Origin of the sequence: Vibrio sp. V33_P6A3T137, assembly GCF_009904835.1 — a bacterium.
GTDB classification, from domain to species: Bacteria; Pseudomonadota; Gammaproteobacteria; order Enterobacterales; family Vibrionaceae; genus Vibrio; species Vibrio metschnikovii.
In genome coordinates, this window is sequence record NZ_WXWK01000138.1 from 1 (window position 1) to 19,247 (window position 19,247).

Here is a 19,247-nt window from a genome sequence, read left to right on the forward strand (position 1 = left end):
GTTGAGCTTCGAAGCGGAGGTGAATTCTAGCGAGTTAATTTGAAGAGTCAAACACTTTTTCAAATTTTCTTTTTTAGAAGCTTTCCCTCAACCAACACTGCCTGAAGCCTTGCGGCGTCTGCCGTGTCAGTGAGGGCGCATTATAGGGAGTTCGTTTGGCTTGGCAAGTGCTTTTTATCAAAATATCTTTAAAAAACGCACAAGCGACCAATTATTGAACATCACTGTACGTGTTTTAATCAATCGATGTCTTTTCTCATATAAACGCATAAGCATCGGCGAACATCCGCTCGCTGATTGCTTGTTTATGTTGGGTAAATTGATCTCTCGCTGCACCCGCCATATCAAATCGACCGGCTATATAGATATCAAATTCTGCTAATGAGTCAAAATCTGCCATCACCGCTTGTAATACATTGCCAATTTTGCCTGACCATTCTTCCGGTGCTTTTTCAACAACAGGAACAAAGTGAACATGGGCATATTGATCTGTTATCGTTTGTAGCTCTTGCAAAGCATAGAGCTGCTCTTCATCTCGGGCTCCCCAGTAAAGATAAATCGGTGTGATATTGCCCAGTGCTAGACAGCGATCTAAAATCGAGCGAACATAACTAAATCCTGTGCCGCCTGCGATCAAGAGTAATGGTCGTTTCGCATCTTCTTGTAACCATGCCTCTCCGTGAGGCGCATCGATCGTTACTTCACCTTGCTGTTCAAGTGCTTGTTGCATAACCTGCACCACTTCCTGTGCGTAAGCATTATGTTCGGCAGCGCCAATATGAAGTTCCAGCTCTCCATTATCACGGCATGGACTACTGGCTATTGAGAAAGGCCGCTTATCTTTTTCACCCATTACCACCATAAGGTACTGGCCGGCTTTAAAAGCAACTGGTGTAGTCGGTTGCAGTAAAATCTGATAGGTATGATTGGCCAAAGGCTGAATCAACTTCACTTTACATTGAATGGTCATGACTTCCTCTTCCTTACTTAACCAAAGTAAGTGCTATATGACGTAAAAAGACTGAGCCAGTAACCTTTTACCCCAGCGACCTTTTCTTGGTAGGCATCCTTGCTGGGGTGATGACTGACTTCACCGATAAAAATAATGAATGTTTGATAACCAGACCTGACAAATACGCAGACGATAGGTTAATCGATCTTTAACAAAGGCCACATTTGATCGACTTTAGCAACTAACTGAGGATCCTTCTTAATCGGAGTCCCCCATTCACGCTCGACTTCTCCAGCAAATTTATTAGTGGCATCGAAACCTAACTGACTGACAAAGGCATTGTGATTCTTATCGCTCACCGTATCACGTGCAGGATCCATACGGGTGGTAATCGCCCAGATAACATCATTCCAATCACGAACATTAACATCATCATCACAAAGTACCACAAATTTAACGTGAGCAAACTGAGATAAAAACTGCCATACCGCTTCAAGTATCCGTTGAGATTGTCCAGCTTGGACTTTTTCCATTGCCACGAGCGCAAATTGATTGTGAGCACTTTCAGGCAAATACAGATCGATCACTTGTGGATACTGCTCTTTAAAGACCGTAATGTCCTGTTCTGTTAACGATGCAAAGGTATAGGATGGATTGGGTTTATCACTGACTGATTCTGCTGGCCATTTACGAGTAGCATCTAAGCCCATTTTAGAACCCAACCCCACCACCGGCGAAGCAAAATCTAGCGAATCGATGGGGGTGTTTTCAATCATCAAACTGTCGCGAACCGGATCCATATGCTCACACATCGCTTGAATGACCGACGACCAATTTCGAGCATCAACGCTTTCATCACAGACAATCACAAACTTCGTATACATAAATTGACGGAGAAACGACCAAACTCCCATCATTACTCGCTTAGCATGACCTGGATATTGTTTTTTAATCGTGACTATCGCCATGCGATACGAGCAACCTTCCGGAGGCAAATAGAAATCAACAATTTCAGGAAACTGTTTTTGTAGTATCGGGACAAACACCTCATTTAATGCAACCCCTAGTACGGCAGGCTCATCAGGTGGACGTCCGGTGTAAGTACTGTGGTAAATCGGTTGTTGGCGCATGGTTACATGAGTAACCGTAAAGACGTGATGACGCTCAACTTCATTGTAATAACCGGTATGGTCACCATAAGGTCCTTCATCAGCAAACTCATTAGGGTCAATATAACCTTCAAGGACAATTTCAGCACTCGCAGGGACCTCTAAGTCATTACTCACCGATTTAACCACTTCTGTTTTGCTACCGCGTAATAAACCAGCAAAAGCATATTCAGATAGCGTATCAGGCACCGGAGTAACCGCACCAAGAATCGTTGCAGGATCAGCGCCAAAAGCGACCGAAATAGGGAAAGGCTCTCCCGGATGTGTTTCCATCCAATCTCGCAGATCGAGTGCACCACCACGATGCGCTAACCAACGCATAATAACTTTATTTTTAGCAATTTTTTGTTGACGGTAAATGCCTAAGTTCTGACGTTTTTTATTGGGGCCACGAGTAATCGTTAATCCCCAAGTTAATAAAGGTGCGACATCATTAGGCCAACAACTCATGACTGGGATTTTATCTAAATCAACCTCATCACCCTGCCAGATGATTTGTTGGCATGGTGCTTTTCGTAAACGCTTAACGGGCATATTAAGTACTTGCCGGAAAACGGGCAGCTTATCTAAGGCATCTTTAAAACCACGCGGAGGCTCAGGCTCTTTAAGATAAGCGAGCAATTTACCAACCTCACGCAAATCCTGTACACTTTCTCGGCCCATCCCCATGGCAACACGTTCGGGAGTACCAAATAAATTGGTCAATACTGGCAAGTCATAGCCAATTGGATTTTCAAATAACAGCGCTGGTCCGCCCGCTCGCAGTGTACGGTCACTGATTTCGGTCATTTCATAATGAGGATCAACCGGATGAGCAACGCGTTTTAACTCACCACGCTGTTCAAGATAGTCAATAAAATCACGTAAATCCTTAAAATTCATAAGCTTTCTTGTCGTTGATTACCTTGAACTTAGTATAACAAAAAAGCGCTTTATTTCAGCGCTCTTTCCAACATCTCTTTGTCTATTTAGTTAAAATCAGCGTACAAGGTTGGATTTTTCCAAAAAAAAACACCACGCTAATAGTGTGGTGTTTTAGAGGATTTTACTTCACTTTATTGACGGCGCATCGCATCAAAGAATTCATCGTTGGTTTTGGTCATTGCCAACTTATCAATCAGGAATTCCATCGCATCAGTTTCACCCATTGGATGAACAATCTTACGTAGAATCCACATTTTTTGCAGCTCATCCGTCTTCGTGAGCAACTCTTCGCGGCGCGTACCTGAACGGTTAAAATCTATCGCTGGGAAGACGCGTTTTTCAGCAATTTTACGATTAAGGTGCAGTTCCATGTTACCTGTCCCTTTAAATTCTTCGTAAATCACTTCATCCATTTTTGAGCCTGTATCGACAAGAGCGGTAGCAATAATGGTTAAGCTGCCTCCCTCTTCAACATTACGCGCGGCACCAAAGAAACGTTTAGGACGATGCAAAGCGTTAGCGTCAACACCACCCGTTAGTACTTTACCTGATGAAGGGACAACCGTATTGTAAGCACGAGCTAAACGGGTAATGGAGTCGAGTAAGATAACGACATCTTTTTTATGCTCAACCAAACGCTTGGCTTTTTCGATTACCATATCAGCCACTTGTACGTGACGCGATGCTGGTTCATCAAAGGTAGAAGCAATCACTTCACCTTTAACAAGGCGTTGCATTTCCGTGACTTCTTCTGGGCGTTCATCAATCAGTAATACCATCAAAACACACTCAGGGTGATTGTTAGCAATACTCTGGGCAATATTTTGCAATAACATGGTCTTACCCGCTTTTGGCGGAGCAACAATCAAACCACGCTGTCCTTTACCAATCGGAGCGGCAAGATCAAGAACTCGAGCAGTAATGTCTTCCGTAGAACCATTACCACGTTCCATCACCATGCGTTCATTAGCGTGTAAAGGTGTTAAGTTTTCGAAAAGAATTTTGTTGCGGGCGTTGTCAGGTTTGTCGTGGTTAACCGTGTTCACTTTAAGCAGTGCGAAGTAACGTTCACCTTCTTTGGGTGGACGGATTTTCCCAGCAATCGAGTCACCCGTGCGCAAGTTAAAGCGACGAATTTGGCTCGGTGACACATAGATGTCGTCAGGGCCAGCCAAGTAGGAGCTGTCTGCACTGCGTAAGAAACCAAAACCGTCTTGAAGAATTTCCAAGACCCCGTCGCCAAAAATATCTTCACCGCCTTTTGCATGTGCTTTAAGGATAGCGAAGATGATGTCTTGTTTTCTTAGACGCGCGAGGTTTTCAAGGCCTAGGCTCTCACCAAGTTTCACAAGATCAGACACAGGTCTGCTCTTCAATTCTGTTAGATTCATTGTGGTGGATACTTGTTTAGTCAAAATAGGATCTATTTTCTAGTTAAGATGGATTTGGTCTCAGGATTGACCAAGAAGTGAACACTTGTTTAATTAACGTGCGATAAACTAACACTAAAAATAAGCGTAGTCTAGAAAATGTTTTTTGCAAAAGAAAACCGCACGTGAGGTGCGGTTTTACACTTTGCGCTACAGATTGGCGTCCAAAAACTCTTTCAATTGAGTTTTAGACAACGCGCCAACTTTAGTTGCTGCAACACTACCATCTTTGAATAAAAGAAGGGTAGGAATACCGCGAATACCGAACTTAGGTGGCGTTCCTGCATTGTGGTCGATATTCAATTTACCGATAGTGAGTTTGCCTTGGTACTCTTCAGCGATTTCATCAAGAATCGGGGCGATCATTTTACATGGTCCGCACCATTCTGCCCAAAAATCGACTAGAACCGGGCCTGCAGCTTTGATCACATCGTTCTCAAAACTTTCATCAGAAAGCTGCAAAATTTTATCACTCATCTTCCACTCCAATGTGTTTTTCTGAACTGATTGCATAACAACCAGTAAATTAGATGCTCTATTGGAATGTATTTACTTCCGTATTGCAAGTGTAAGCTGATATTCTATAGCAATGAAAAAGACACACATCACAGAGCAAAAGTTCGCCGACTTCGGTTTACACCCGCAAGTCATTGAAGGATTGGATAAAAAAGGGTTTGAATATTGTACCCCGATCCAAGCCTTGGCGTTGCCGGTCCTGCTCACCGGCCAAGACATTGCAGGCCAGGCCCAAACGGGCACTGGTAAAACCCTTGCGTTTCTTACTGCTACCTTCAATCACTTACTGACGACCCCTGAAGCGGAAGGACGAAAACCTAATCAGCCTCGCGCCATCATCATGGCCCCGACGCGTGAATTAGCGATTCAAATTTATAACGATGCAGAATCATTAATTGCAACTACGGGCATAAAAACTGCGCTAGCGTATGGTGGTGAAAGCTACGATAAGCAACTGGCTAAAATTCAAGAAGGCGTCGATGTATTAATCGGTACCACCGGACGTATCATCGATTTCTATAAACAAAAAGCGTTCAACCTTAACCATATTCAAGCCGTTGTGTTGGACGAAGCCGATCGGATGTTTGATTTAGGCTTTATTAAAGATATCCGTTTCTTATTCCGCCGCATGCCCGAGCCTAAAGAACGTCTCAATATGCTCTTTTCTGCCACGTTGTCTTATCGTGTTCAGGAACTGGCCTTTGAGCACATGCATAATCCAGAGCATGTGGTCGTGGAAGCGACCCAAAAAACCGGCCACCGCATTAAAGAAGAGCTGTTCTACCCTTCAAATGAACATAAAATGGCCCTTTTACAAACCATTATTGAAGAAGAATGGCCAGATAAAGCGATTGTTTTTGCCAATACTAAACATCGCTGTGAACAGGTTTGGGGAAGTTTAGCCGCTGACGGACATCGAGTGGGTCTACTGACTGGTGATGTACCCCAGAAAAAACGTGAACGTATCTTAGAACAGTTTACCCAAGGTGAATTGGACATTTTGGTCGCTACCGATGTTGCTGCTCGTGGATTGCATATTCCTTTAGTGACTCATGTTTTTAACTATGATTTACCTGACGATAGCGAAGATTATGTCCACCGTATTGGCCGAACAGGTCGAGCGGGAGAAAGTGGTTCTTCGATCAGTTTTGCCTGCGAAGAGTACGCCGTCAATCTACCTGCGATTGAAGAGTATATTGAGCACTCGATTCCGATGTCGGATTACGATCCAACCGCGCTATTGACCGATTTACCCAAGCCATTAACTCTGCGTTCTTCATCTCAGCAACGTCGGACTAACACCACAGGATCACGTTCAGGTAACCGAAAGCCACAACGTCGTCCACGTGCACCACGACCGAAAAAGGATTCGTAATTTATCTATGAGTCACCACACTTCTTCACCGCTCTATGCGGCTATCGACCTAGGTTCTAACAGCTTTCATATGTTGGTGGTTCGTCACGTCGATGGCAGTGTGCAAACCCTAGCGAAAATTAAACGCAAGGTTCGCTTAGCTGCTGGATTGGATGAACAGAATGCATTAAGTCAAGAAGCGATGCAGCGTGGCTGGGATTGTTTAAGTTTGTTTGCCGAGCGCCTACAAGATATTCCCGCACCACACATTAAGATTGTCGGTACCGCGACGCTACGCACGGCAATCAATGCTGAGCAATTCTTGCAAAAAGCAAATGCCATTTTAGGTCACCCTATCGAAGTTATTACCGGAGAAGAAGAAGCGGCAACCATTTATAAAGGTGTAGCTCATACCTCTGGGGGTATGGGTCGGCGATTAGTGGTTGATATTGGTGGTGCTAGCACAGAGTTGATTATTGGTGAAGGGTTTGAAGCTAATGCGTTAACCAGCTTAAAAATGGGCTGTGTTACGTGGTTAGAGCGATATTTTAAAGATCGCCAACTCAATACCAGTAACTTTAACAATGCCATTTATGCGGCAAAGCAAATGCTAGACCCCATATTGGATACTTATCGCCAATTGGGTTGGAATGTCTGCGTCGGAGCCAGCGGTACCGTTCAAGCGCTACAAGAGATCATGTTGGCGCAAGGGATGGATGAGATCATCACCCTCCCGAAACTCAAACGCTTGCAAAAGCAGGCGATGCTAGCGGATCACCTTGAAGAATTGGATATTGAAGGTTTAACTTTAGAACGTGCTTTAGTCTTTCCGAGCGGCTTATCGATCTTAATCGCTATTTTTGAGTCACTCAATATTGAAGCCATGACACTGGCCGGTGGCGCATTACGTGAAGGGTTAGTCTATGAGATGGTCGAGACTCTTCGTCAAGAGGACATCCGCGCTCGCACCATTCAAAGCATCCAAAAACGCTATCAGATTGACCGTCAATACGCTCAACAGGTGGCCACTCTCGCCAGTCGACTGCTTGCCCAGTGTGGCGGAGAGAGCTGGGCTCCTGAACCACAAGCGGAAATGTTATTACGCAGTGCTGCACAATTGCATGAAATTGGTTTAGCGATTGATTTTCGCAAAGGGGGCGAGCACAGCGCGTACTTGCTACAACATCTCGATTTACCCGGTTACACCCGTGCGCAAAAACAATATTTAGCCGAGCTCACCCGTCGTTACCGAGAACAACTGACCTCACTACCCGAGCAGCATGCTCTTTCTGGAACCACGGGAAAACGCTTATTACGTTTGTTGCGTTTGGCGGTGCTGCTCAGCCACCGACGTCATCCGGCCTTAGAGCCTGAAGTGCAGCTTGAGGCGCAAGGCGATAATTTAACGTTAACCATCAATCAACAGTGGTTACAAGACAATCCGCTCACTCGTAGTGAATTGGAACTGGAAGCTAACCGTCAAACCGACATTGGTTGGCCATTAACGATCAATAGCGACCAGTAGCGCGAGCACTCCGTCAACTCATCCTACCCCCGACGACTCAGGGGTAGGATGATTTATCGGCACTGATTCAATAAAGCACGCAATTTCAAAGGTTTGATTGGTTTAGCCATAAAACTAAAACCTCCAGCTTGAATGCCTTCGACAATGTCTGGGTTACGATCAGCACTGATGATCACCCCAAAAAAACAATCGCCTAACCTTAAGCGGCACTGTTGCAAAACTTCTAAGCCGGTTCGGCCATGATCGAGTCGATAGTCGGATAAAATAACATCAGGAACCCATTGCTGTTCTAATGCTTGCAAGCTTGACAACAAATCAACGGCGGTTTTTACCTCACAGCCCCAACGCTCTAATAATTGTCGCATCCCGACTAAAATATCCGGCTCATTATCAACGCATAACACTCGCAGACAGCTCAGATCAGATAACGTTTCCGTCGCTTTCAGCCTAGGCGTTGGTACAAAGATCGCTTGCGAACGAGGTAAAGTAAGCGAGAAAACGCTGCCTTTACCTGGCCAAGAACGCATGGTAATAGCATGATCTAATGCCTGAGCAATGCCTTTTGATATCGCTAAACCTAAGCCGAGACCTTGATCAGAACGAATCTGCCCACCGCGATTAAACTCTTCAAAAATTTCCTGCTGTTTATCTTCAGCAATCCCAAAACCGTTATCCCATACTTCGATACGCACCATGGTTTGACTGCGGCGCACCCCAAGTACGACTCGTCCTTGCGGACTATAGCGAAAAGCATTAGTGAGAAAATTTTGAATGACGCGACGCAGCAACTTCGGATCCGACTGAACATATAACGAAGACGGCACCATATGAAATTGTACCTGCTGCTGCTTAGCCAACGCACTAAACTCGGCCTGTAAGTTCGTTAATATGGTATGGATCGGGAAGGTACGCTGATGAATATCTAACTTACCCGACTCTAAACGTGAGATATCCAGTAAATCACCAATTAAATCTTCCGCAGCGCTAAGCGCGCTTTCGATATGATGCGCTAACCGTTGAGACTCTTGCTCTTTAGCCACTTCAGATAAAGACGATGCAAATAAACGAGCCGCATTTAATGGCTGCATTAAATCATGGCTCACCGCGGCTAAGAAACGCGATTTCGATTGTGATTCACGCTCTGCTTTTTGAGTGGCGACAACCAACTGTTGGTTTAGTTTTTCTAACTCTCGCGTCCGCTCAACCACTCGCTCTTCCAAGTGTTCGTTGGCCTCTTTTAAGTTACGTTCAGCATTACGAAATACCGTGATATCACTAAAGCTCATCACAAACCCACCACCGGGCATCGGATTGCCTTGCACTTCAATTACTCGCCCATCACTGCGCATTCTGGATGAGGTATGCCTTGAACCTTGTTGTAAATACTCGACGCGCTTTCGAACATGATCTTCAGGATCACCCGGCCCACATAATCCCTGTTGAGCATTATGACGAATAATATCGGCAATCGGCCGCCCAACTTGGATTAACCCAGCAGGAAAATGAAACAACTCTAAATAACGTTGGTTCCAAGCCACTAGCCTAAGCTGTTTATCGACTACCGCAATCCCTTGTCCGATATGCTCAATCGCGCCTTGTAGCAAACCCCGACTAAAATCATACAGCTCAGAGGCTTCATCAACGATGGTCGCCACTTCTTCCAACTGCATTTTTCGGCCCTGTAGCGCCGAAGTCAGGACTAACTTAGCCGAAGAAGCACCAAAAACCCCCGCTAGCACACGTTCTGTATGGCGAATCAATCCTGCGGGCGCTTGTTGATTAGGCATTAAACTGACGTTTTGCTGAGCCCAAAACTGAGCAAAAGCACTGCGCACCCGGGAACGTCCGACAAAACGCGCCGCAAGCATTTCTAACTCAGCCACCGTAACCCGACTTTGGTAGAGGCTCATGTTTTCATTTTCAGGCAGTGGCGTGCCAATAAATGAAGCCGCTTGTAAGCGCTCACTTAAGCTTGAGCGAGTCACTAACGATACGACAACATAACACAGCGTATTGAGTGATACGCTGAGTAGCATTCCCCAATCGACGCGACTCATTCCCAGCTCATATAACCATGAAGGCGGAGTGATCAACCATAATAAAACGTTATTTTGCGCATCCCCAGCGAGCATTTGTGTTGCGCTCATGAGAGTGATAAGCCACAAGGTGAACCCAACCGCTAACCCCACATAAACGCCTTTGCGATTGCCATCTCGCCAGTACATTCCCCCAAGCAAAGCTGGGGCAAATTGGGTAATCGCCGAAAAAGAAAGAAAGCCAATCGCAGACAGAGAAGGAATGCTATCGAGGGCAAGATAAAATCCCCACGCGCCCAATAGCAATAATAAAATCAGGGTGCGACGAATAATCACCAATAAACCAGAGAAATGACGGTGGTTACGATGTGTTAAGCGCATGCGGCGTAACAACAGAGGCATAACAAGATCATTCGAAACCATGATCGCCAACGCTATCGTCGATACAATCACCATCCCCGACGCAGCCGAAGTACCGCCTAAAAAAGCCAATAAGGCAATCTGCTCAGCCCCGACGTGCATAGGAATACTCAGCACTAACGTATCGGCAGGAGCATTAGGTAGTAGCGCTTGACCAACCCAAGCTATCGGTAAAACAAATAGCCCCATCAACATTAAATACAGAGGAAAAAGCCAGCGGGCGGTGTGCAAATCTTGCGGTCGCTCATTTTCTACCACCATGGTATGAAATTGGCGTGGTAGGCAGACAATCGCCAGCATGGTTAACAGAGTATGGACCAATAATGTCGGCCAATTAGGGGCTTGATACGTTTGCTCGGCAATCGCCAACACGTCGATGGTGTGATCCGAAAAAATCACATAACCAACAAACAAGCCCACCGCCAAAAAGGCCACCAATTTTACTATCGATTCAAACGCAATGGCCATCATCATGCCACGATGATGCTCGGTATTATCAATATGGCGCGTACCAAACAACATGGTAAATAACGCCAACGCCAAAACCACAAACCAAGAAATATGGTCATCTTGATAGCCAAATTGAGCGTACAAATCCGGAGCAACCACATTCAGTCCCATGGTGATGCCACGTAACTGCAAAGCGATATAAGGCAATATTCCGGCAACCGCGATTAAGGTCACCGTGACGGCTAACCCTTGCGACTTGCCGTAACGTGCACCGATAAAATCGGCAATCGAGGTAATGTGCTCACGTTTAGCAATCAAGATCAGCCGTGCTAATACCCGCCAACCAAAAATAAACACCAGCATCGGTGCTAGATAGATAGGTAAAAAAGACCAAGGATTGGCACTGGCTTGACCGACCGTGCCATAAAAGGTCCATGACGTGCAATACACCGCAATCGATAGGCTGTAAATCCAGGGCCGCCAGTGCGCTAACCAGCGCGTTTGTCTATCGCCATACCACGCAATCAAAAAGAGTACGCCTAAATACATCAGCGAAACTGGGATTACGATCCATCCATGCATTAGGAATCCTTTTTTCTGCGCCTAAAATAACCTCTCCTTAAGGAGAGGTTATTTAACAAAGGATTCGCTCACAACTCAATCACTGAGCATCAATTCTGTGCTTCAGGCTCAGCTTTAACCGCTTGTCCATCTTGTATAACTGAACTCGGTAACTCAACCTTAATCAATAGTGCTAGCCCACCCATTGCTGCCATGACCCAAAACACTCCCGCACCAAAGTGATCGTATCCCCAGCCACTGAGCGTGGTTAGCAACGCAATAACCGCACCAAGAGGAATAGCGTTATACAGCGCTTGTAAAGCCACCATTTTATTTTGAGGCGAATGCTGAATATATTGAATCGCGGCAATATGCGCCATCGCAAACGTGACGCCATGCAGCAGTTGAATCGCGACTAACGCGATGATCGCCGTTGTCGAAGCGGTCAGTCCCCAACGCAACATGACCCCTAGGGCGGCCACCACGAACAACGCTCGTAGACTCCATCCGGCAAATAAACGCTTACTTAAGGCGAACACCAGAACCTCAGCGACCACCCCCAAGCTCCATAAATAGCCGATGATCGCTTCCGAGTGCCCAGCTTGCTTCCAGTGAATCGCACTAAAACTGTAGTAAGCGGCGTGACTGCCTTGAATCAAAGCCATCAATAACAAAAACTTAATCACAGGTAATTCACGCAGTAACTGCGTTAATTTAGGGCGCACAGCGTGAGCGTGACTTTCAGTGACAGGCATCACCTGCGGGTTACGCAGACTGAACAGCAAAGTGATTGCCGCACCAAATAAGGCGGTATAGAGGATCATGCTACTGCCGTATAACGCCACCAAATAGCCAACCACTGTCGACCCGGCAATAAAAGCCACCGATCCCCATAAACGAGAACGACCGTAATCAAGTAATTGATGTTTCGCGTAAAAATTAGCCATCGCATCAGAAAGCGGAACAATCGGTCCACAACAGAGGTTAAATAACACCGTTGCCAAGGCCATTAGCCAAAAACTGCCGCCAGTAAAAAAGTGAAACGCGATAAATAATAACGCCGCTAAACTGAGCCAACGTAAAGCAGGTAACAAATGTTCGACTTTATGGATCCGTGGTGTAAACAGTAAATTCGCCACACAGCGGGTTGCAAAACCAATCCCAACTAATACGCCAATATCCGTCGCCGACACACCTTGATCGGCAAACCACAATGACCAAAACGGTAAATAAACCCCGTAAGCAAAAAAGAAACCAATAAAGTATTGGGATATCCACCCAAAAGGGGAAGGGTTCAACATAACAGATCCTAAATAATTCATCGCCCAAAGCGCAGGGTCCCTGCCAACGCGTCACTCGCCGCTAACCGCACTGAACATCACCCACAGAGAAAGCACATCGGACACCGATAATAACCGGCGATTATGCAATAAGTCCCTAAAACTAAAAAGGGATCTTTCATCGCCTTGTCGATTTCCCTGTTGTTTGACGAACGCTAAGCGGTCAATGATTAGGGTCTGTTTATCTTTCGAGCTGATTTTTGCAGCAGTTTGTGACTTCTTTATACAAGGCAGAGGCTTTGATATGTAGTTACTCTACCTGAGAAGCCGATAACGCCCTAGAAAGGAGCCACAAACGCTGCCCGAAGGGTTCGGCTAAAACACTTTTATCTCGAACAAAATTTAACCGCGAAAGATAAACAGACCCTAGAATCTCAGAGGAGAAAAACAGATAACTGTCGATAGTCCATCGATTGTCGCCAATTCGATTGCACCAACATTAGACCAAAGTCGTCTGGAGAGCTTGAGAAAAGCAGCCACACTTATCGATAAGTGCGGCGGATTGATTCGCGTCGTAAAACAGACAGAGCAAAGAGCAAGCATCCCACTTATCAAGGTGAGTTAACTATGCCGGACAAATTTAACATGCTCTCGCCTCCCTTTAGCAGCTTAACCGAGGCCCAACAACAGCGATTGCGCGCCGCTTTAGATATTGCTTACTATCGTGAGCACGACGTGTTGATCCAACAGGGACAAGCGTGTCATCAACTGTGGATTCTGATCAAAGGCACGGTAGAAGAGCGTTCTGTGGACGGTAAAATGCTCTATGCTCACTACACTAATGAAGATATGTTTGACGTGCGAGCTCTGTTTGAAACCTCCGCCAAGCATCAATACGTCGCACTAGAAGACACCTTAAGTTATTTGCTACCCAAAAAAGTTTTTCTGACTCTGTGCCGTGAAAATCGCCAATTTTCGGCGTATTTCGAAACCAACTTGGCCAAGCGTCAAGAGCTGATTGAAGTCGCCCAGCAGCAGAAAAATCTGGCTGAGTTTATTCTGACCAAAATAGAACCTGAGCTCTACCTTGCGCCAACGTTGGTCAAACCCGATCAGACCTTAGCTGAAGTCACTCAAGAGATGAAAAGTCGCCGCGTGGATGCGGCCTTAGTCGAATGGCCTATCGGTGATCGACGCGCAGACTCCTCAGATACTCCCCCCTATGGCATCGTTACCCGCAGTAATCTTTTACATGCAATTATGTTAGAAGGTCATACACAACAGACTGAAGTCGGCGAGATAGCCACCTCTCCCATCCTGCATATCCAACAAGGCGATTTCCTGTTTAACGCAATGATCAGCATGACGAGGCACAAGGTCAAACGCTTGGTGGTCTGTGAAGGACGTAAAGCCGTGGGTATTTTATCGATGGTCCAAATCTTAAGTGCTTTTTCGACTCACTCCCACGTTTTAACGCTCACCATTGCTCGCGCCACGAGCATTGATGAGTTGGCTTTTGCGGCGAACAAGCAGCAGCAACTGGTCGAAAGCCTACTCAACCGAGGAATAAGAACGCGCTTTATCATGGAACTGATCGCGGCAGTTAATGAGCAGATCATCGAAAAAGCCTTCCAACTGATCGTACCCAGTGAAGCGCAACAGCAGTGCTGCTTTGTGGTCTTAGGCTCAGAAGGGCGCGGTGAGCAGATCCTCAAAACCGATCAAGACAATGCATTAATCATCGCCGATGAAGCTCAATGGTCTCACTCTACACCATGGCTAGAAACGCTCACCCACACTTTAGTCCAGCTTGGCTACCCACTGTGTCCGGGTAAAGTCATGGTCAATAATCCTCACTGGGTACAATCACAAACCGATTGGCAAACGACCATCAGCCATTGGATTCAGACAAGGCGACCCGAGCACATGCTCAACCTCGCTATCTTTGCTGATGCCTACCCAGTAGCAGGAAATAAAGCCTTACTCGCACCAGTAAAACACCATTTACAGACCCGCATCTACGGGCAATATGCGGTATTGGCTGAGTTTACTCGTCCAGCACTGAATTTTTCGCTACCCCTGACCTTATTTGGCCACCTTAAATCGAGTAAATCCGGCCTGGACATTAAGAAAGGGGGGATTTTTCCTATTGTTCATGGCGTGCGGGCGCTAAGTCTTGAATATCAGATCAGCAGCACGAATACCTTTCAACGCATTGAAGCACTGCAGGCACAACAGGCATTAGAAAAACAGACCGCTGATAACCTAAGAGAAGCGTTAAAGCTGTTTTTAAAATTGCGCCTAGCGCAACAAATCACTAACCAACATCACGCCAATCATATTCAGCTTGGTCAGCTCGATCGCACTGAAAGAGACTTACTGCGTCACAGCCTGCATGTCGTGAAAAAGTTTAAGCAATGGTTGAGTTATCATTACCAAATTAGGGAGTAACGCTAATGAACTGGCTGGCGAGATATTATTGGCACCACAAATTAGCGGGGTCACCTTATCAAGATCTGTTTACCGCGCCCCTCAAAACCGAACTGATCTCTTTAGACTGTGAAACCACCAGCCTTGATCCACAACGTGCCGAGCTAGTCAGTATTGCCGCAACAAAAATCATCGACAATCGAATTCTTACCAGCCAAGCTTTCCATATTCGTCTCGCCGCTCCAACGTCCTTAGATTCGGGTTCGGTGCGCATTCATCAGTTACGTCATCAAGATCTCGCTAATGGTTTGTCGGAGCAGCAAGCCTTACAACAGTTGCTCGCGTTTATCGGTAATCGTCCATTGGTCGGTTATCACATTCGTTATGATAAAACGATTCTTGATATCGCCTGTCGTAAACAACTGGGCTTCCCACTACCTAATCCATTAATCGAAGTCAGCCAGCTTTATCATCAACAGTTGGAAAAACAGTTACCCAATGCCTACTTTGATCTAAGCCTTGCAGCGATTTGCCATCATCTAGACTTGCCAATGCAAGACAAGCACGATGCCTTGCAAGATGCGATTACCGCTGCATTAGTTTTTGTGCGCCTCAGTAAAGGCGGATTACCGAAGCTAAAAAGCCCTTATCAGCACAGCCCAGCTCTTAGCTAATCGAGGCCTCATCCTAAAGTCTAATTGTGTAAATCTTGCTGGTGACTAACAGTTAAAGGCATAAAAAGCTTCCCATTAATGATGTTCAACCAGCCAGTTAAAGCGCTTTGATCAAACGACAGCACGGATCCTCAAGTTGGTCTCAGAGCACAAGGGAATTTACCGCTTACACAAGGAGAGTTAGTCATGAGTGATGCCCATATTTATCCGGTCAAAGAGAGTGTCAAAGCGTGTACCCATGCCGACAACGACACTTATCTCGCGATGTATCAACAATCGGTTACCGATCCGGAAGGATTCTGGCGTGAACATGGCAAAATTGTTGATTGGATAAAACCCTTCAGCGTAGTGAAAAACACCTCGTTTGATACCGGACACGTTGACATTCGTTGGTTTGAAGATGGCACCTTGAATGTCTCGGCAAACTGCCTTGACCGTCATTTAGCAGAGCGTGGCGATCAGGTTGCCATTATTTGGGAAGGCGACGATCCCGCGAATGATACCACTCTGACTTATCGTCAGCTCCATCAACAAGTTTGCCGATTTGCTAACGTATTAAAAGCTCAAGGAGTACGTAAAGGCGATGTGGTGTGTTTATACATGCCCATGGTACCGGAAGCGGCTGTGGCGATGTTAGCCTGTACCCGAATTGGGGCCGTACATACTGTCGTTTTTGGCGGATTTTCGCCGGAAGCCCTCTCTGGACGGATCATCGACTCCGATGCCACCTTAGTGATCACCGCCGACGAAGGCGTGCGAGCTGGCCGCGCTGTCCCCTTGAAGAAAAACGTCGATGAAGCGCTGACTCATCCTGAGATTAAAACCATTAATAAGGTGATTGTTTTTCAACGCACCGGCGGTCAAGTCGACTGGCACGAACATCGAGATGTCTGGTGGCATGAAGCCATGGCTAGCGTCTCTGAACACTGCCCAGCCGAAGAGATGAAAGCCGAGGATCCACTGTTTATTCTCTATACGTCAGGCTCGACAGGAAAACCAAAAGGTGTATTGCATACCACTGGTGGCTATTTGGTGTATGCGGCGATGACCTTTAAATACATCTTTGATTATCAGCCCCAAGAAACTTTCTGGTGCACCGCCGATGTGGGTTGGATAACTGGCCACACTTATCTCCTCTATGGTCCATTAGCCAATGGTGCCAAAACCCTTTTATTTGAGGGTGTGCCAAATTATCCCGACACTAACCGTATGAGCCAAGTGGTCGATAAACACCAAGTCAATATCCTTTATACTGCACCAACCGCGATTCGGGCTTTGATGGCCAAAGGTGATGAGGCCATTAAAGGGACGCACCGTAGCAGCTTACGCATCATGGGCTCGGTGGGTGAACCGATTAACCCCGAAGCTTGGCAGTGGTATTACAAAACGATTGGTAACGAGCAATCTCCGATTGTCGATACTTGGTGGCAAACGGAAACAGGCGGCATTCTGATCAGTCCTCTACCTGGCGCGACCGCTTTAAAACCGGGTTCAGCTACACGTCCCTTCTTTGGTGTTCAACCCGCATTAGTCGACAATATGGGTAACCTTATCGAGGGCGCAAGTGAAGGTAACTTAGTGATCCTCGATTCATGGCCTGGGCAAATGCGCACCGTCTACGGCGATCATGAACGCTTTGAACAAACCTACTTCTCTACTTTCCAAGGTATGTACTTTACTAGCGATGGCGCACGTCGTGATGAAGATGGCTATTACTGGATAACCGGACGAGTCGATGATGTCTTAAACGTATCTGGCCACCGAATGGGTACCGCAGAGATCGAATCGGCCCTAGTTGCGTTTGATAAAATTGCCGAAGCGGCGATTGTGGGCATCCCACACGATATTAAAGGGCAAGCGATCTACGCTTACATTACCCTTAATCATGGCGTCTACCCTAGCGCTGAGCTACACAAAGAAGTCAAAGATTGGGTGCGTAAAGAGATTGGCCCTATCGCCACACCAGATGTACTGCATTGGACCGACTCGCTGCCGAAAACTCGCTCAGGTAAAATCATGCGCCGTATTTTACGTAAAATTGCCACTGGAGATACTAGCAACTTAGGCGATACCTCAACGCTTGCCGATCCAAGCGTGGTCGATAAGTTGATTGCTGAACAAGCGCAGCTTTAGGTTCTAGGTTCAAGGTCCTAGGTCCTAGGTTCTTTGGCTCTTTAGGTTTGGAGTTTTGGGTTCTGGTGTTGTTTTTCCCCTAGGATCTAGGACCTGCTTTTCCTAGGACCTGCTCTTCCCTAGAACCTTGATCTTAATCTTTTTTTCCTAGGACCTAGTTCTTGATTTCCCTAGAACCTGCCTTTCCTAGACCCAGCCCTTTCCAAAGTTCTAAATTCCAGTCTCAGCCAGCAATAGTCGTTCAAAAAAACACCCGCCATAGTCATTAGACCAGTAAATTGCTGCCATTTGCGACGAATTAGCTATAATCGTGGTCAATTTCATAAAAACAGCGAACTTTTGACAAAAAAAGTAGGTCGAAAGTGCCATAATATGAAATTATCAGGTTACATCTCACGATAGAGGACGATAGCTACATAATGACCGCGAGATTACGCATTCTTGTCCTTAATGGTCCAAACTTAAACCTGCTGGGTTTACGTGAACCGGAACATTACGGCGCACAAACACTCAACCAGATCATCGATAAGTTGCGCCAACAAGCAGCACAGGCCGATGTAGCGTTAGATCACCTGCAATCGAACCGTGAGTATGAATTGATTGAAGCGATTCACCAAGCGCACAATAAGGTGGATTTCATCATTATCAATCCAGCCGCTTTTACCCATACCAGCGTGGCACTCCGTGATGCTTTACTGGGTGTCGCTATACCATTTATCGAAGTGCATCTCTCTAACGTGCATGCACGCGAACCGTTTCGTCATCATTCCTATTTGTCTGATAAGGCACAAGGCGTGATCTGTGGTCTAGGTGCACAAGGCTATGAATTTGCTCTGTTGGCAGCGATTCACGCACTGCAAACAAAGTAACGCACAACATTCTACAGTCCTAATAGGGCTGTCTTACTCACAAGATAAAAGAGAAAGAACCAATGGATATTCGCAAAATAAAGAAATTGATTGAATTAGTGGAAGAGTCTGGCATTTCTGAGTTAGAAATCTCTGAAGGCGAAGAGTCTGTACGCATCAGCCGTCATAGCCCAGCTCCAACCACTCAAGTTCATTATGCTGCAGCACCGGCTGCTCCTGTCGCTGCACCCGTAGCGGCTCCCGTTGCAACGGCTGAAGCCGCTCCTGTCGCCAAAGTGCCAACGGGTCATCAAGTATTGTCACCTATGGTTGGTACCTTCTACCGCTCACCAAGCCCAGAGTCAAAAAGCTTTATTGAAGTCGGCCAAAGTGTTTCCGCTGGTGATACCTTGTGTATCGTTGAAGCGATGAAAATGATGAACCAAATCGAAGCAGATAAATCTGGCGTCGTTACCGCAATTCTTGTCGAAGATGGTCAACCCGTTGAATTTGATCAGCCTCTTGTCGTCATCGAATAATCGAGG

At 46.2% G+C, this 19,247-nt stretch carries 13 protein-coding genes; 7 read left to right on the forward strand and 6 right to left on the reverse strand.

The features are described from left to right. Positions 1 to 256: 256 nt before the first annotated feature. The 4 genes from fre to trxA all read right to left on the reverse strand — a co-directional run bounded on the left by fre (position 257) and on the right by trxA (position 4,952). Complete coding sequence (gene fre / locus CAG60_RS12845) at positions 257 to 970, reverse strand: NAD(P)H-flavin reductase (protein ID WP_161439094.1); 714 nt, start codon at positions 968 to 970, stop codon at positions 257 to 259. A gap of 179 nt (positions 971 to 1,149) precedes the next feature. Next, positions 1,150 to 3,003, reverse strand: coding sequence for a 4-hydroxy-3-polyprenylbenzoate decarboxylase (ubiD, locus tag CAG60_RS12850; RefSeq protein ID WP_161439095.1), 1,854 nt, complete (start codon positions 3,001 to 3,003; stop codon positions 1,150 to 1,152). 173 nt (positions 3,004 to 3,176) lie between these two features. Then, positions 3,177 to 4,436, reverse strand: coding sequence for a transcription termination factor Rho (rho, locus tag CAG60_RS12855; protein WP_040905638.1), 1,260 nt, complete (start codon positions 4,434 to 4,436; stop codon positions 3,177 to 3,179). A 189-nt stretch (positions 4,437 to 4,625) separates the two neighbouring features. Next, on the reverse strand, positions 4,626 to 4,952 hold the full coding sequence (gene trxA / locus CAG60_RS12860) for a thioredoxin TrxA (protein ID WP_004397310.1): 327 nt from the start codon (positions 4,950 to 4,952) through the stop codon (positions 4,626 to 4,628). Between the two features lie 112 nt (positions 4,953 to 5,064). Between trxA and rhlB the strand changes: the two genes are divergently transcribed. Beyond that, positions 5,065 to 6,366 (forward strand): ATP-dependent RNA helicase RhlB, encoded by a 1,302-nt coding sequence (gene rhlB / locus CAG60_RS12865; protein WP_004397313.1) that lies wholly within the window; start codon positions 5,065 to 5,067, stop codon positions 6,364 to 6,366. Between the two features lie 7 nt (positions 6,367 to 6,373). Then, a complete protein-coding gene (gppA, locus tag CAG60_RS12870) occupies positions 6,374 to 7,870 on the forward strand; it encodes a guanosine-5'-triphosphate,3'-diphosphate diphosphatase (protein WP_161439096.1) in 1,497 nt (498 codons plus the stop codon). 53 nt (positions 7,871 to 7,923) lie between these two features. Here the strand turns inward: gppA and CAG60_RS12875 are convergent, their stop codons facing one another. Then, on the reverse strand, positions 7,924 to 11,358 hold the full coding sequence (locus tag CAG60_RS12875; RefSeq protein WP_161439097.1) for a hybrid sensor histidine kinase/response regulator: 3,435 nt from the start codon (positions 11,356 to 11,358) through the stop codon (positions 7,924 to 7,926). Between the two features lie 89 nt (positions 11,359 to 11,447). Continuing rightward, positions 11,448 to 12,638, reverse strand: coding sequence for a 3-phenylpropionate MFS transporter (locus CAG60_RS12880; RefSeq protein WP_158144362.1), 1,191 nt, complete (start codon positions 12,636 to 12,638; stop codon positions 11,448 to 11,450). Positions 12,639 to 13,244: 606 nt separating this feature from the next. On the opposite strand from CAG60_RS12880, the gene CAG60_RS12885 reads away from it, so the two are divergent. The 5 genes from CAG60_RS12885 to accB all read left to right on the forward strand — a co-directional run bounded on the left by CAG60_RS12885 (position 13,245) and on the right by accB (position 19,241). Then, on the forward strand, positions 13,245 to 15,068 hold the full coding sequence (locus CAG60_RS12885; protein ID WP_161439098.1) for a DUF294 nucleotidyltransferase-like domain-containing protein: 1,824 nt from the start codon (positions 13,245 to 13,247) through the stop codon (positions 15,066 to 15,068). A 5-nt stretch (positions 15,069 to 15,073) separates the two neighbouring features. After that, positions 15,074 to 15,721 carry a 3'-5' exonuclease gene (locus CAG60_RS12890; protein WP_158137710.1) on the forward strand — a complete coding sequence of 216 codons (648 nt, stop codon included), beginning with the start codon at positions 15,074 to 15,076 and terminating at the stop codon, positions 15,719 to 15,721. Between the two features lie 186 nt (positions 15,722 to 15,907). Further along, positions 15,908 to 17,854 (forward strand): acetate--CoA ligase, encoded by a 1,947-nt coding sequence (acs, locus tag CAG60_RS12895; RefSeq protein ID WP_154169381.1) that lies wholly within the window; start codon positions 15,908 to 15,910, stop codon positions 17,852 to 17,854. A gap of 419 nt (positions 17,855 to 18,273) precedes the next feature. Next, complete coding sequence (gene aroQ, locus CAG60_RS12900) at positions 18,274 to 18,723, forward strand: type II 3-dehydroquinate dehydratase (RefSeq protein WP_161439099.1); 450 nt, start codon at positions 18,274 to 18,276, stop codon at positions 18,721 to 18,723. Positions 18,724 to 18,785: 62 nt separating this feature from the next. Beyond that, positions 18,786 to 19,241, forward strand: coding sequence for an acetyl-CoA carboxylase biotin carboxyl carrier protein (gene accB, locus CAG60_RS12905; RefSeq protein WP_154169385.1), 456 nt, complete (start codon positions 18,786 to 18,788; stop codon positions 19,239 to 19,241). The last annotated feature ends 6 nt before the right edge of the window (positions 19,242 to 19,247 follow it).

What these genes read in the sequence shown, in the direction of transcription:
- CAG60_RS12880 (WP_158144362.1), bottom strand. Translation starts at nt 12,638, where the DNA reads ATGTTGAACCCTTCCCCTTTTGGGTGGATATCCCAATACTTTATTGGT.
- fre (WP_161439094.1), bottom strand. Translation starts at nt 970, where the DNA reads ATGACCATTCAATGTAAAGTGAAGTTGATTCAGCCTTTGGCCAATCAT.
- aroQ (WP_161439099.1), top strand. Translation starts at nt 18,274, where the DNA reads ATGACCGCGAGATTACGCATTCTTGTCCTTAATGGTCCAAACTTAAAC.
- accB (WP_154169385.1), top strand. Translation starts at nt 18,786, where the DNA reads ATGGATATTCGCAAAATAAAGAAATTGATTGAATTAGTGGAAGAGTCT.
- gppA (WP_161439096.1), top strand. Translation starts at nt 6,374, where the DNA reads ATGAGTCACCACACTTCTTCACCGCTCTATGCGGCTATCGACCTAGGT.
- ubiD (WP_161439095.1), bottom strand. Translation starts at nt 3,003, where the DNA reads ATGAATTTTAAGGATTTACGTGATTTTATTGACTATCTTGAACAGCGT.
- rhlB (WP_004397313.1), top strand. Translation starts at nt 5,065, where the DNA reads ATGAAAAAGACACACATCACAGAGCAAAAGTTCGCCGACTTCGGTTTA.
- CAG60_RS12885 (WP_161439098.1), top strand. Translation starts at nt 13,245, where the DNA reads ATGCCGGACAAATTTAACATGCTCTCGCCTCCCTTTAGCAGCTTAACC.
- acs (WP_154169381.1), top strand. Translation starts at nt 15,908, where the DNA reads ATGAGTGATGCCCATATTTATCCGGTCAAAGAGAGTGTCAAAGCGTGT.
- CAG60_RS12890 (WP_158137710.1), top strand. Translation starts at nt 15,074, where the DNA reads ATGAACTGGCTGGCGAGATATTATTGGCACCACAAATTAGCGGGGTCA.
- rho (WP_040905638.1), bottom strand. Translation starts at nt 4,436, where the DNA reads ATGAATCTAACAGAATTGAAGAGCAGACCTGTGTCTGATCTTGTGAAA.
- CAG60_RS12875 (WP_161439097.1), bottom strand. Translation starts at nt 11,358, where the DNA reads ATGCATGGATGGATCGTAATCCCAGTTTCGCTGATGTATTTAGGCGTA.
- trxA (WP_004397310.1), bottom strand. Translation starts at nt 4,952, where the DNA reads ATGAGTGATAAAATTTTGCAGCTTTCTGATGAAAGTTTTGAGAACGAT.